This is a genomic window from Methylobacterium sp. A52T, from assembly GCF_053346095.1.
In genome coordinates this window covers 1-13,011 of record NZ_JBKFBI010000052.1, presented here as the reverse complement: position 1 = coordinate 13,011, position 13,011 = coordinate 1, and the positions used below count along the sequence as shown (strand labels likewise).

The 13,011-nt window shown below is 71.6% G+C and carries 13 protein-coding genes; 8 read left to right on the top strand and 5 right to left on the bottom strand.

The features are described 5' to 3' along the window. The first annotated feature begins 28 nt into the window (after window positions 1-28). The 7 genes from ACLBYE_RS14630 to ACLBYE_RS14600 all read left to right on the top strand — a co-directional run bounded on the left by ACLBYE_RS14630 (window position 29) and on the right by ACLBYE_RS14600 (window position 8,510). On the top strand, window positions 29-1,525 hold the full coding sequence (locus ACLBYE_RS14630) for a CoA-acylating methylmalonate-semialdehyde dehydrogenase (protein ID WP_447694727.1): 1,497 nt from the start codon (window positions 29-31) through the stop codon (window positions 1,523-1,525). A gap of 122 nt (window positions 1,526-1,647) precedes the next feature. Beyond that, complete coding sequence (locus tag ACLBYE_RS14625) at window positions 1,648-2,793, top strand: isobutyryl-CoA dehydrogenase (protein WP_447694726.1); 1,146 nt, start codon at window positions 1,648-1,650, stop codon at window positions 2,791-2,793. Beyond that, window positions 2,790-3,851, top strand: a complete 1,062-nt coding sequence (locus tag ACLBYE_RS14620; RefSeq protein WP_447694725.1) for an enoyl-CoA hydratase/isomerase family protein — start codon at window positions 2,790-2,792, stop codon at window positions 3,849-3,851. Before ACLBYE_RS14625 ends, ACLBYE_RS14620 begins: the two co-directional genes overlap by 4 nt. Window positions 3,852-4,086: 235 nt before the next feature. After that, entirely contained in the window at window positions 4,087-4,980 is an 894-nt protein-coding gene (gene mmsB, locus ACLBYE_RS14615) for a 3-hydroxyisobutyrate dehydrogenase (protein ID WP_447694724.1), read from the top strand. After that, entirely contained in the window at window positions 4,977-5,756 is a 780-nt protein-coding gene (locus ACLBYE_RS14610; RefSeq protein ID WP_273560098.1) for an enoyl-CoA hydratase, read from the top strand. Before mmsB ends, ACLBYE_RS14610 begins: the two co-directional genes overlap by 4 nt. 64 nt (window positions 5,757-5,820) lie before the next feature. Then, a complete protein-coding gene (locus tag ACLBYE_RS14605) occupies window positions 5,821-7,554 on the top strand; it encodes an AMP-binding protein (RefSeq protein WP_447694723.1) in 1,734 nt (577 codons plus the stop codon). Window positions 7,555-7,910: 356 nt separating this feature from the next. Then, window positions 7,911-8,510: a transglutaminase-like cysteine peptidase gene (locus ACLBYE_RS14600; protein WP_020095660.1), complete on the top strand. Its 600-nt coding sequence runs from the start codon at window positions 7,911-7,913 to the stop codon at window positions 8,508-8,510. A gap of 7 nt (window positions 8,511-8,517) precedes the next feature. Here ACLBYE_RS14600 and ACLBYE_RS14595 read toward each other — a convergent pair whose 3' ends face one another. Beyond that, complete coding sequence (locus ACLBYE_RS14595) at window positions 8,518-8,775, bottom strand: hypothetical protein (RefSeq protein WP_012320711.1); 258 nt, start codon at window positions 8,773-8,775, stop codon at window positions 8,518-8,520. Window positions 8,776-9,094: 319 nt separating this feature from the next. Here ACLBYE_RS14595 and ACLBYE_RS14590 point away from each other — a divergent pair, with 319 nt between their 5' ends. Then, complete coding sequence (locus ACLBYE_RS14590; protein ID WP_447694722.1) at window positions 9,095-9,802, top strand: transglutaminase-like cysteine peptidase; 708 nt, start codon at window positions 9,095-9,097, stop codon at window positions 9,800-9,802. Between the two features lie 6 nt (window positions 9,803-9,808). Here ACLBYE_RS14590 and ACLBYE_RS14585 read toward each other — a convergent pair whose 3' ends face one another. The 4 genes from ACLBYE_RS14585 to ACLBYE_RS14570 all read right to left on the bottom strand — a co-directional run bounded on the left by ACLBYE_RS14585 (window position 9,809) and on the right by ACLBYE_RS14570 (window position 12,551). Continuing rightward, window positions 9,809-10,138 (bottom strand): DUF6949 family protein, encoded by a 330-nt coding sequence (locus ACLBYE_RS14585; protein ID WP_020095662.1) that lies wholly within the window; start codon window positions 10,136-10,138, stop codon window positions 9,809-9,811. 146 nt (window positions 10,139-10,284) lie between these two features. Beyond that, window positions 10,285-10,500 (bottom strand): DUF3126 family protein, encoded by a 216-nt coding sequence (locus tag ACLBYE_RS14580; RefSeq protein ID WP_007565940.1) that lies wholly within the window; start codon window positions 10,498-10,500, stop codon window positions 10,285-10,287. 91 nt (window positions 10,501-10,591) lie between these two features. Next, window positions 10,592-11,443 (bottom strand): serine O-acetyltransferase, encoded by an 852-nt coding sequence (gene cysE / locus ACLBYE_RS14575; protein ID WP_026605327.1) that lies wholly within the window; start codon window positions 11,441-11,443, stop codon window positions 10,592-10,594. Window positions 11,444-11,669: 226 nt separating this feature from the next. Then, on the bottom strand, window positions 11,670-12,551 hold the full coding sequence (locus tag ACLBYE_RS14570) for a helix-turn-helix transcriptional regulator (protein ID WP_020095664.1): 882 nt from the start codon (window positions 12,549-12,551) through the stop codon (window positions 11,670-11,672). Between the last annotated feature and the right edge of the window lie 460 nt (window positions 12,552-13,011).

Here is a 13,011-nt window from a genome sequence, read left to right as displayed (position 1 = left end):
TCGAACGCCACATCACAGGGAGGCGCGCATGCGCACGATCGGGCATTACATCGGCGGCCGGAACGCCGGCGGCGAGAGTGGGCGGTTCGCCGACGTGTTCCACCCCTCGACCGGCGAGGTGCAGGCCAAGGTCGCGCTCGCCAGCAAGGCCGAGATGCGCGCCGCGGTCGAGAACGCCGCAGCGGCCCAGCCGGCCTGGGCGGCGACCAACCCGCAGAAGCGCGCCCGCGTGATGATGCGCTTCCTGGAGCTGATCCGCGCCGAGAACGACTCGCTGGCCGAGCTCCTCGCTTCGGAGCACGGCAAGACCGTGCCGGACGCCAAGGGCGACATCCAGCGCGGCGTCGAGGTCGTGGAGTTCGCCTGCGGCATCCCGCACCTGCTCAAGGGTGAGTACACCGAGGGCGCCGGCCCGGGCATCGACGTCTACTCCCTGCGCCAGCCGCTCGGCGTCGTCGCCGGCATCACGCCGTTCAACTTCCCCGCCATGATCCCGCTGTGGAAATGCGCGCCCGCCATCGCCTGCGGCAACGCCTTCATCCTGAAGCCGTCCGAGCGCGACCCGAGCGTGCCGATCCGCATCGCCGAGATCTTCCTGGAGGCGGGCCTGCCGCCGGGCATCCTCAACGTCGTCAACGGCGACAAGGAGGCGGTCGACGCGATCCTCGACGACGAGGACATCAAGGCGGTGGGCTTCGTCGGCTCCTCGCACATCGCCGAGTACATCTACGTGCGCGCCGCCGAGACCGGGAAGCGCGCCCAGTGCTTCGGCGGCGCCAAGAACCACATGATCATCATGCCGGACGCCGACATGGGCCAGGCGGTCGACGCGCTGATCGGCGCCGGCTACGGCTCGGCCGGCGAGCGCTGCATGGCCATCTCGGTGGCGGTGCCGGTGGGCGAGCAGACCGCCGACCGCCTGATGGAGAAGCTGGTCCCGCGGGTCGAGTCGCTCAAGATCGGTCCCTCGCACGACGGCTCGGCCGATTACGGCCCGCTCGTCACCCGGGAGGCCGTGCAGAAGGTCGCGAGCTACATCGACAAGGGCGTGGCCGAGGGCGCGCAGCTCGCCGTCGACGGCCGCGGCTTCAAGCTCCAGGGCTACGAGAACGGCTTCTACATGGGCGGCTCGCTGTTCGACCGCGTGACGCCCGACATGACGATCTACAAGGAGGAGATCTTCGGCCCCGTGCTCTCGGTGGTGCGGGCCAAGGATTACGAGGAGGCGCTGGCGCTGCCCTCCACCCACCAGTACGGCAACGGCGTCGCGATCTTCACCCAGGACGGCGACGCGGCCCGCGACTTCACCGCGCGGGTCAACGTCGGCATGGTCGGCGTGAACGTGCCGATCCCGGTCCCGATCGCCTACCACACCTTCGGCGGCTGGAAGCGCTCGGGCTTCGGCGACCTGAACCAGCACGGGCCGGACTCGATCCGGTTCTACACCAAGACCAAGACCGTGACGCAGCGCTGGCCGAGCGGCATCAAGAGCGGGGCGGAGTTCTCCATCCCGACGATGCGGTAGAGCGCGACGGCTCGAGGCCGGGGCTCGGGTCCCCCCCTCCCGCGCGGGGAGGGGGTCGGGCCGCCTCGGGGCGGCCGATGCGCGAACCTCGCGCGGTGGCTGACGAATATGAGGGAGTGCCCATGAGTTTCGGGCTCGACGAGGACCGGACCGCGATCCGCGAGATGGCCCTCGGCTTCGCGGCCGAGCACATCGCGCCGCACGCCCTCGACTGGGACCGCGACAAGACCTTCCCGGTCGAGACCCTGCGGGAAGCGGCCGCGCTCGGCATGGCGGGCATCTACGTCCGCGAGGATGTCGGCGGTTCCGGCCTGTCGCGCCTCGACGCGACGCTGATCTTCGAGGCGCTCAGCACCGGCTGCCCGACCGTGGCGGCGTTCCTGTCGATCCACAACATGTGCGCCTGGATGATCGACGCCTACGGCGACGACGATCAGCGCCGCGACTGGCTGCCGTCGCTCATGGGCATGGAGCGGATCGCCAGCTACTGCCTCACCGAGCCGGGCTCGGGCTCCGACGCCGCGGCGCTCCGCACCCGCGCCGAGCGGGACGGCGACCATTACGTGCTCTCCGGCGAGAAGCAGTTCATCTCGGGCGCCGGCGCCAGCGACCTCTACGTCTGCATGGTCCGCACCGGCGAGGCCGGCCCGGCGGGGATCTCCGCGGTCGTGGTCGAGAAGGGCACGCCCGGCCTGTCCTTCGGGGCCGACGAGCGCAAGATGGGCTGGAACGCCCAGCCGACCCGCGCGGTGCGCTTCGACGGTTGCCGCGTGCCGGTGGGCAACCGCCTCGGCGCCGAGGGCCAGGGCTTCAGGATCGCCATGAGCGGCCTCGACGGGGGCCGCCTCAACATCGCGGCCTGCTCGCTCGGCGGCGCGCAGGCGGCCCTCGACAAGGCGCTCGCCTACATGGGCGACCGCCGCGCCTTCGGGGCGCGGCTCACCGACTTCCAGGCGCTGCAGTTCCGCCTCGCCGACATGGCGACGAGCCTGGAGGTGTCGCGCACCTTCCTGCGCCACGCGGCCGCCGCCCTCGACGCCAGGGACCCGGCCGCGACCCAGCTCTGCGCGATGGCCAAGCGCCACGTCACCGACGCGGCCTTCGAGGTCGCCAACCAGGCGCTCCAGCTTCACGGCGGCTACGGCTACCTCGCCGAGTACGGCGTGGAGAAGATCGTCCGCGACCTGCGCGTGCACCAGATCCTCGAGGGAACCAACGAGATCATGCGGCTGATCATCGCCCGCGGGCTGACCGGGGGGCGCCGATGAGCGACGTGATCGTCGAGCGGGTCGGCGCGCTGGGCCGGCTGCGGCTCAACCGGCCGAAGGCGCTGAACGCCCTGACCCACGGCATGGTCGGCGAGATCGACCGGGCCCTCGACCGGTTCTCGGCCGATCCGGGCATCGCCGCGGTGCTGCTCACCGGGGAGGGCGAGCGCGGCCTCTGCGCCGGCGGCGACCTGCGCTCCCTCTACGACAGTCCCGACACCGCCTTCGCCGAAACCTTCTGGCGGGACGAGTACAGGCTCGATTCCCGCATCGCCGCCTACGAGAAGCCCTTCGTGGCTGTGATGGACGGCATCACCATGGGCGGGGGCGTCGGGCTCGCGGGCCATGCCGCCCACCGGATCGTCACGGAACGCTCCCGCGTCGCCATGCCGGAGACCGGCATCGGCTACCTGCCGGATGTCGGCGGAACGTGGCTGCTGCCCCGCGCGCCCGGGGAACTCGGCACCTATCTCGGCCTGACCGGCGAGCCGGTCGGCGCCGCCGACGCGATCTCCTGCCGGCTGGCCGACGCCCTGGTGCCCTCCGCGGGTCTGCCTGACCTGATCGACGCCCTCGTGGCGCTCGACCCGGATGCCGGGCAGGCGGGCGTGCGGGACGCGATCGCGCGGCTCGCCCGAGATCCGGGGCCGGCGCCGCTCGCCGCGCACCGGGCGGTGATCAACCGCTGCTTCGCCTTCGACATGGTCGACGAGATCCTGTCGGCCCTGGCGGCGGACGGATCGGACTTCGCCGCCGCGACCCGGGCGACGCTCCTGACTAAGGCGCCGTCGAGCCTCGTCCTGACGCTGTGCCTCCTGCGGCTCGGCCGCGGCGCGCCGAACCTGGAAGCCTGCCTGGAGCGCGAGTTCCACGCCTCGCTGGCGCTGCTGGCGGAGGGCGATTTCCGCGAGGGCATCCGCGCCGCGGTGATCGACAAGGACAAGAGCCCGCGCTGGAACCCGCCGACCCTCGACGCGGTCGATCCGGCGCGGATCGCCCGCTGGCTTGAGAAGCGGGCGGAGCCGGTCTTCTCGGACGCCCGCACGGGGCCGGTGTGATGTGAGATCGCGCGTCCCAGCCTCGCTTCAAGGACGCCTCCGGATCCCTTCGGAGCGCAGATCCCCTCTCCCGTGCGGGAGAGGGACAGGGTGAGGGACCAGGTTTTTCCGGAGAGGGCGTATCCCTCACCCCGAGCCCTCTCCCGCACGGGAGAGGGGGCATGTCGCGCTCGGTGCAGACCGACGGGGCCTGCCGTTGAGGTGAGGGTGCGCGAGGAGAGCAGGGAGAAGCAGGATGGCGCAGACCATCGGGTTCATCGGTCTCGGCAACATGGGCGGGCCCATGGCGGCCAACCTCGTGAAGTCGGGCCACACCGTGCGCGGCTTCGACCTGGTGCCGGCCTCGCTGGAGGCGGCCCGCGCCGCGGACGTCGCGGTCGCCGGCTCGGCCCTGGAGGCGGCCCAAGGGGCGGATGTCGTGATCACCATGCTGCCCGCCGGGCGGCACGTGGTCGAGGTCTGGACGCAACTCGCCGAGGCCCTGCCCGCCGGCACGCTCCTGATCGATTCCTCCACGGTCGACGTCGAGAGCGCCCGCAAGGCCCACGCCCTCGCCGAGGCGCGGGGCTGCCTGTCGGTGGACGCGCCGGTCTCCGGCGGCACCGGCGGCGCCAAGGCCGGGACGCTGACCTTCATGGCCGGCGGCGCCGCCGCCGCCTTCGCCAAGGCCGAGCCGCTGCTGAAGGCGATGGGCAAGAACGTGTTCCATTGCGGCGATGCCGGGGCCGGGCAGGCGGCCAAGATCTGCAACAACATGATCCTCGGCATCTCGATGATCGGCGTCAGCGAGGCCTTCGCGCTCGGCGAGAAGCTCGGCCTGTCGCACCAGGCGCTCTACGACGTGGCCTCGGTCTCCTCGGGCCAGTGCTGGTCGCTGACCACCTACTGCCCGGTGCCGGGCCCGGTGCCGACCTCGCCGGCCAACAACGGCTACAAGCCGGGCTTCGCCGCCGCGCTGATGCTCAAGGACCTCCGGCTCGCCCAGGCCGCCGCCATCGCCGCGGGGGCGGCGACGCCGCTGGGCGCGGAGGCCGCGCAGATCTACGGTCTGTTTGAGGGCGCGGGCCACGGGGGAGAGGACTTTTCCGCGATCATCCGTATGCTCCGCGGGCAGGGAGGCGAGTCGTGAGCGACACGTACGAGACGATCCTGACGGAGACGCGCGGGCGCGTCCTGCTGATCACCCTTAACCGGCCGAAGGCGCTGAACGCCCTCAACGCGCAGCTCACCCGGGAGGTGATCCGGGCGGCGACCGAGGCGGACGCGGATCCGGGGATCGGCTGCATCGTCCTCACCGGCTCGGCCAAGGCCTTCGCGGCCGGCGCCGACATCAAGGAGATGCAGCACGCCACCTACGCGGAGATGTACGCCGGCGACCGGTTCGCCGACTGGGACCGGTTCGTCGCCGTGCGCAAGCCGATCATCGCCGCGGTGGCGGGCTACGCGCTGGGCGGCGGCTGCGAGCTCGCCATGATGTGCGACATCATCCTGGCGGCCGACACGGCGCAGTTCGGCCAGCCCGAGATCAAGCTCGGCGTGATGCCGGGCATCGGCGGCAGCCAGCGGCTGACCCGCTTCGTCGGCAAGGCCAAGGCCATGGAGATGTGCCTGACCGGGCGGATGATGGACGCCGCCGAGGCGGAGCGCGCCGGCCTCGTTTCGCGCGTGATCGCGGCCGACCAGCTCCTCGACGAGGCGCTGAAGGCGGCCGAGACCATCGCGTCGATGTCGCTGCCGATCGCCATGATGACCAAGGAGGCGGTCAACCGGTCCTACGAGACCACGCTGACCGAGGGCATCCGGTTCGAGCGGCGGGTGTTCCACGCCATGTTCGCCACCAAGGACCAGAAGGAGGGCATGGCCGCCTTTGTAGAGAAGCGGCCGCCCCGGTTCGAGAACACCTGAGGCCGCGGTCCGCCCCGGCCGACGGGGCGGATCGCCAAGACCACAAGACGGGGAGGGAACGACCATGCCGAGCTTCCGGGAGGCCCGCGACCTTCTGCTGGCCCATCGCACCGACTACGCTGCCGCCGTCGCGGCCTTCGCGTGGCCGGACCCGGTGCCGTTCAACTGGGCGCTCGACTGGTTCGACGCCGTCCTCGCCGGCCCCGAGAGCCGTGACCGCGCCGCCCTGCGGATCGTCGAGGCCGGCAGCGGGGCCGAGCAGAGCCTCACCTTCGGCGAGCTCGCGGCACGGTCCAATCAGGTGGCCAACCACCTGCGTCAGCTCGGCCTGAAGCGCGGTGACCACCTGCTCCTGCTGCTCGGCAACGTGCCGGCCCTGTGGGAGACCATGCTGGCCGCGATGAAGCTCGGCGCCGTGGTCATCCCGGCGACCACGCTGCTCACCGCCGACGAGCTCGCCGACCGCCTCGCCCGCGGCCGCCCGCGGGCGATCGTGGCCGGGCCGGAGCAGATCGCACGGTTCGCCGGCCTCGACACGGGCGGCGCCGTCCGCCTCGTCACCGGGGCTCCGACGGAGGGCTGGGCGGCCTACGACGACGCCTTCACGGCCTCGGACAGCTTCGCGCCGGACGCCCCGACCGCCGCCGACGACCCGCTGCTCCTCTACTTCACCTCCGGCACCACGGCGAAGCCGAAGCTGGTGCGCCACAGCCACCGCTCCTACCCGGTGGGCGCGCTCTCGACGATGTACTGGCTCGGGCTGCAGCCGGGGGACGTGCACTGCAACGTCTCCTCGCCGGGCTGGGCGAAGCACGCGTGGTCCTCGTTCTTCGCGCCCTGGAACGCCGGCGCGACGATCCTGGTGATCAACCAGGCGCCGTTCAACGCGGCCGCGCTGCTGGCGCAGCTGGAGCGTACCGGCGCCACGACGCTCTGCGCGCCGCCGACCGTCTGGCGAATGATCATCCAGGAGGATCTGACCGGGAAGCGGCTCGCCCTGCGCGAGGTCTGCGCGGCGGGCGAGCCCCTGAATCCCGAGGTGATCGAGCGCGTGAAGGGCGCCTGGGGCCTCACGATCCGCGACGGCTACGGCCAGACCGAGACCACCGCGCTCATGGCCAACACGCCGGGGCAGCCGGTAGTGCCGGGCGCCCTGGGACGGCCCCTCCCGGGCTACCGGGTGCGCGTCCTCGACCTCGACGGCCAGCCGGCCACCGAGGGCGAGGTCTGCCTCGAACTCGGCGCCCACCGGCCCGCCGGCCTGATGCAGGGCTACGACGACGGCCAGGGCAACCTGTCGGGCGCGGCCGGCAACCTCTACCACACCGGCGACGTCGCCTTCGTGGACGAGCAGGGCTGCTACACCTTCGTCGGCCGCGCCGACGACGTGTTCAAGTCGTCGGGCTACCGGATCAGCCCCTTCGAGCTGGAGAGCGTGCTGATCGAGCACCCGGCCGTGGCCGAGGCGGCGGTGGTGCCGGTGCCCGATCCGATGCGCCACACCATCCCGAAGGCCTACGTGTCCCTGGTGGCCGGAGCCAGCCCCGGGCCCGAGACGGCGCTCGACATCTTCCGCTTCACCAACGCCCGCCTCGCGACCTTCAAGCGCCTGCGCGGGCTCGAATTCGTCACCGACCTGCCCAAGACGATCTCGGGCAAGATCCGGCGGGTGCAGCTGCGCCGCCTGGAGCACGAGGGCATCACCGAGGATCCGCACCGGGGCCGCGCCTACACGCAGGCGGACTTCCCGGAGCTGAAGGGCGAGGCCGAGCGCAAGCTCGATCAGACGGCGGGCTGAGCGTTTCCGCCCCGTCATCGCGGGCGCAGCGAGGCGACCCAGGGCAGCGCGCCATCGGTCGGCCTGGCGCCGTCCTGGCGCGCCTCGCTGCGCTCGCGATGGCGGCGGCGCTCCTGAGGGCTCGGGTCCCCGGGTGACGAACCCTCAAGGTTTCCGGTTTCCGAAGCCGAAGCTGCCGATTTACAGGGGTTCTCAAGTCTCCCGTCGACGCTGTCGCGCGTGACCGGGCCCGCACCGAGGGATCGGTAAAATTGCGCGCATCCGCTTCAGCGCCGCGGAGGCTCTGCGGCGCAATCCTGTCCTCAACAACGGGGACGGGTTCGATGGGCGCGGGGCTTCTCAGGACGGTTCGGGGGATGCTGGTCGGAGCGGCGACGCTGCTCGGCCTCGCCGCTCCGGTTCAGGCGCAGACGCTGGCGAGCCTGCCCGCGGACGTGGGCGCCAAGATCCTGGGCGACGCCAAGCCGATCGCCGCGTGGGTGACGTTCTGCCAGAATTACGCGGCGGAGTGCGCGCTGGACCGGGGCGAGCCGGCCCGGATCAGCCTGACGCCGGCGACCTGGGCGACGATCGTGTCGGTGAACCGGCGGGTCAACAAGGCGATCGAGCCGATGACCGATCAGGACCACCTGCACGTGGCCGACCGCTGGGACCTGGCCGAGGACGGCATCGGCGACTGCGAGGACTTCCAGCTGCTCAAGCGGCACATGCTGGCCGAGGCCGGCCTGCCGCGGCGGGCGATGCGCATGACCGTGGTGATCGACGAGAAGGGTGAGGGCCACGCCGTGCTGACCCTGATCACCGACCGGGGCGATCTGGTGCTCGACAACAAGACCAGCGCGATCCTGCCCTGGCACAAGACCGGCTACGTGTTCATCAAGCGCGAGAGCCAGGACGCCGTCGCCTGGGTCTCCCTCGGCGGCGTCACCTCCCCGGTCACCACCGCCAACCGGTGAAGCGGCCTCAGGCCGCCCGGCTCAGCGACGGCTGGGCGAGGCTCGCCACGTAGGACTCGACCCGGCCGATGAAGGCCGCGAGATGCGGGGCGACGCCCCGGAGGCTGGCGAGATCCCGGACCAGGATGTCCCGCGACAGCGCCCTGTCGCCCTCGCTCGGCGCGTCGGCGAGGTAGGAATCGACCGCGTGCTCCGCGATATTGATCGCGCCGGCCCGACCATCCTCGGCGAGCGCTCTGATCACCTGCTGGATGGCGGGCTGCATGGCGGAACCTTTCCTGGGGCGCGGCCCCATCGGCGACGGGCTGGCCGGCTTCACGCGTCTCGATCGAGCCCGCCGCGAATCCCCCGTGCGAGCCGTGCTGAGAAGCCGGCAAAGCTGACCTGAATCAAGGCCTTCCGAGAAGGCGCAGAGCGGCTATTCACTCAGTGCATACGCTCTCGGCTAGCCCCGCGGATGCAACACTCTCTTAAATCGGAACCGATAGGGCTCCCTGCGCGTTGCCTGTCTTGCCCTGACCCATTGTGCGTCGCACGTGGCCGTGTCACCCTTCCGTCATCATCGGGCGGCGGGGGCTTGAACCATGCGGCACGCGGATGGCGGTATCTCGTGTCAGCTCTTCGGCCCGCTGCGGTGGCGCGGGTGGACGCACGCGGCGTGCCGCGCGCGGCAGGCGGCGAGTTTCGCCCTGCTGGGCACGATCCTCGCGATGGGCGGCGCCACGACCCACGCCCATGCGCGGCTGGTCCTGCCGGATCAGGTGACCGCCGCCGAGCCGACCGGGCCGGTGCGGGCGATCGCGGGCTGGACGGATTTCTGCGCCCGCACGCCTCAGGAATGCACGGTCGACACGGCCGAGCCGGCCGAGATTTCCCTGACCGTGGCGGTGTGGCGGACCCTGCAGAGCGTCAACCGCCGCGTGAACGCGCGCATCCGGCCGATCACCGATCAGGCGCATTGGGGCGTCGTCGACCGCTGGGACTTCCCCGATGACGGGTTCGGCGATTGCGAGGATTACCAGCTGCTGAAGCGGCGGATGCTGGTGGAGCGCGGCCTGCCGCGGCGCGCCCTGCTGATGACCGTGGTGATCGACGAGACCAACGAGGGCCACGCGGTGCTGACGGTCCGGACCGACCGCGGCGACTTCATCCTCGACAACAAGACCGACGCGATCCGCTCCTGGCGCCGCACCGGCTACAACTTCATCAAGCGGGCCGGCCAGGACGGCGCGGCCTGGGTGTCCCTGGAGGGCAAGGACGGGACCGCGCAGGTGGCCACCGCCGAGCCCTGAACCCGGTCAGGCGCCGACCAGCATCGCGGCGAGGTCGAGGGCGACGCGGCCCGAGAGCAGGCTCCAGCCGCACGCGATGACCGTCGCCAGCATCACGAACGGGATCGGGCGCCCCTCGATCCGCCGACCGCGCACCGTGTTGCGCAGGATGATGAACGGCGCCGAGAAGGCCAGCATCGGCAGGGCAGCGACCGCCGGCAGACCGCCGCGCTCCAGCAGGCTGAAGCTCGCCCGCCGCGCCGCGAACAGCTCGAAGGCGCTGGCGATCAGGCCGGACAGCGCCAGTCCGATGCAGAGGGTCCGGATCGACTCGAGGGCGACGGGCGTGAGGACCATTATTCGCGCTCCTGATACAGGTTGCGCGCACTGTACTCACGCCGTTTACCGATTGTTAAGCACGAGTCTTCGTTAGCGTTAATCGGTGCACAGGTGCTGGCCGGCGGGACCCGGCCCGGGACGCGGGTCCGGCCGGGCTGGAGGCCTCAGGCCTCTTCCTCGAGATCGATGTCGAGGATCGCCATCCGGAAGACGAAGGAATCGTCGCCGTCCTCCTTGTCGTCGGCGATCACGCCGATCGACTCCTCGCCGATGAACACCTCGGCGGAGTCGCCGGTCTTCATCGCGGTGAGGCGGATATTGTTGTTCGCGAACTTGCGGCGCAGATAGTCCTGAAGCTTCGCGGTCTCGGCTTTGGTCACGCTGGTCGATCTCCCCTGGCGGCGCTGGCGCCGCGGATGGGCCGAGGGCTTGCCACGCCGCGGGCGGAGCGGCAAGCGCGACGGCCCCGGGTCAGATCCCGTCGCCCAGGTGGATGAACTGATCGAGGGCGACGAGCTGGTCCATCGCCCGGGCCGGATCGTCGCAGCCGGCGGTGCCGACCACGCGCGCCGGCACGCCGACGACCGTCGTGTTCGGCGGCACCGGCCGCAGCACCACCGAGCCCGCCGCCACCCGGGCGCAGGCCCCGACCTCGATGTTGCCCAGGATCTTGGCGCCGGCGCCGATCATCACGCCGCGGCGGATCTTGGGGTGGCGGTCGCCGCGCTGCTTGCCGGTGCCGCCCAGGGTCACGGCGTGGAGGATCGACACGTCGTCCTCGATCACCGCGGTCGACCCGACCACGAGGCCGGTGGCGTGGTCGAGGAAGACGCCCCGACCGATCCGCGCCGCCGGATGGATGTCGCACTGGAACACCTCCGAGACCCGGCTCTGGAGGTAGAGGGCGAGGTCGCGCCGACCGCGGTTCCAGACATGGTGGGCGAGGCGGTAGGCCTGCAGGGCGTGGAAGCCCTTGAAGTACAGGACCGGCTCGAGGGCCCGGAGCGTCGCCGGATCCCGGTCGATCACCGCGCCGATATCGGCGCGGAACGCCTGGCCGATTCCCGGATCCACCGTGATCGCCTCGTGGAAGGCGTGGGCGACGAGTTCGGCCGGGAGCGACGGGTGCCCGAGCCGGGCCGCCACCCGGTGGGAGACAGCGCCTTCCAGCGTGGTGTGGTTCAGGATGGTCGCGACGATGAAGGAGGCGAGCTGCGGTTCGGTCCGCAGGACATCCTCCGCCTCGTCCCGCAACCGCGACCAGACCGGGTCGACGACCGCGAGGTCATGCGATGGGTGAGTGAAGGCGGGACTGGCGCTCATAGTCGGATGCTCATGTCCGGGACTTCGCGGGGTCTGCCGGTCGCGCGTGCGGCGGGGCCGGTCCGGCGCCCGCTCGGGCGGGATGGTTGTCCCGCCCTGAGAGACGGCAGCGGCGGCGACGGACCGCGGGTACTGCCCTAGCGTGGTGCGCTGCACCGCGGCGATCAAGGGCCGGCGCGGCCCGGGGGCCGCATCGGTCGCATGGCTGTCAGCGAACGCGGGCGGGTCAGTCCGCCAGCGGCACGCCCTGCCCGAACCGCGCCTCGATCGCCGCCGTCAGGCGGTCAAGCATCGTCTGGACAGGGATGTTGGAGGTGTCCACCGTCGCCGGGGCCCGGGCGTAGAGCGGTTCGCGGCTCGCCAGCACGGCGCGCAGCTCCTGCATCGCGGAGGCGTGGTCGCCCGTCGTGGCGAGGTGTCCCTGCTCGCGGACGCGGCTCATGTGCTCCTCCGGCCGGGCGCGCAGCCAGATGGTGTAGAACGCCTGGAGGAGCAGATCGTAGGTGAGCGGTTCCGCGACGATGCCGCCGCTCGTCGCGAGGATCAGCGGTCCAGGATGCTCGGTCAGGCGCCGCAAGGCCGCCTGCTCGAGCCGGCGGTAGCCTTCCTGGCCGTAGATCGCGAAGATCTCCTGGACCGAGAGGGCGTTCTCCCGCTCGATCTCGGCGTTGAGCTCCACGAAGGTCCAGCCGAGGCGCTCGGCCGCGAGCTTGCCGAGGGTCGACTTGCCGGCGCCGCGCAGTCCGGTCAGCGCCACGCGCGGCCGGTTGCTCGATTCGGGCCGGCTGCCGCCGGACAGGGCCTCCTTGGCGGCGACGATCTGGGCCGGGCTCGCCTGGGCGAGGAGGTCGCGCACCACCGGCCAGTCGGGCAGCGCGTCGTTGCCGGTGATCAGGTCGTCCAGCCGCACGCCCATGGCGTTCGCCACCCGCCGCAGCAAGATGATCGAGACGTTGCCCTGGCCGCCCTCCAGCTGCGCGATGTAGCGCTCGGACAGGCCCGAGGTCTGCGACAGAACCTTGCGCGACAGCCCGCGCACGGTGCGCGCGTGCCTGACGCGTCGCCCGAGGTCCGTGAGAAAGAGAGATTCCTGTTCCACGCCGGTCATGGCGCCGTCCGCTTTCCTGCCAGCTCGAAAGCAGAGTCCGTGCCCTGCATGCCTGCCGCTTCGAGATCCATCGCGCTTTGGCGTTCCGCCGGACAGGAAGCTGCCCGAACGTGCGCGCGTAGACCGGCGTTTCCTGCCCTGAGATCCGTCGTGCGCCACCCGCGTACGGCCGCTGTCTCGCGGCGCCGGTCCGTACCGTAACGATCCAACCACGTTGCTGGCGTGGCGCCTATGTGTTGCGGATCGACCCGATGGTCAAGCCTTGGGCATGATCCTTGTGTGGGCAGAGGGGCCGGCCGGGCGGGCGATCGCCAGTCTGCGCCCGCGCCGGAGCGGGCGCGCTACTCGACCGGCAGGGCCGTGGCCTCGCGCACCGGCGCGGCGGCCGGAGCGCGCCGCGGCGTCGCGGCGGCGAGCATCTGGAGCGACGGACGGCGCGGCGGCAGCGGCACCTCGACCG

Coding starts and splice junctions, on each gene's coding strand:
- ACLBYE_RS14630 (WP_447694727.1), top strand. CDS start 29: ATGCGCACGATCGGGCATTACATCGGCGGCCGGAACGCCGGCGGCGAG.
- ACLBYE_RS14625 (WP_447694726.1), top strand. CDS start 1,648: ATGAGTTTCGGGCTCGACGAGGACCGGACCGCGATCCGCGAGATGGCC.
- ACLBYE_RS14620 (WP_447694725.1), top strand. CDS start 2,790: ATGAGCGACGTGATCGTCGAGCGGGTCGGCGCGCTGGGCCGGCTGCGG.
- mmsB (WP_447694724.1), top strand. CDS start 4,087: ATGGCGCAGACCATCGGGTTCATCGGTCTCGGCAACATGGGCGGGCCC.
- ACLBYE_RS14605 (WP_447694723.1), top strand. CDS start 5,821: ATGCCGAGCTTCCGGGAGGCCCGCGACCTTCTGCTGGCCCATCGCACC.
- ACLBYE_RS14600 (WP_020095660.1), top strand. CDS start 7,911: ATGCTGGTCGGAGCGGCGACGCTGCTCGGCCTCGCCGCTCCGGTTCAG.
- ACLBYE_RS14595 (WP_012320711.1), bottom strand. CDS start 8,775: ATGCAGCCCGCCATCCAGCAGGTGATCAGAGCGCTCGCCGAGGATGGT.
- ACLBYE_RS14590 (WP_447694722.1), top strand. CDS start 9,095: ATGCGGCACGCGGATGGCGGTATCTCGTGTCAGCTCTTCGGCCCGCTG.
- ACLBYE_RS14585 (WP_020095662.1), bottom strand. CDS start 10,138: ATGGTCCTCACGCCCGTCGCCCTCGAGTCGATCCGGACCCTCTGCATC.
- cysE (WP_026605327.1), bottom strand. CDS start 11,443: ATGAGCGCCAGTCCCGCCTTCACTCACCCATCGCATGACCTCGCGGTC.
- ACLBYE_RS14570 (WP_020095664.1), bottom strand. CDS start 12,551: ATGACCGGCGTGGAACAGGAATCTCTCTTTCTCACGGACCTCGGGCGA.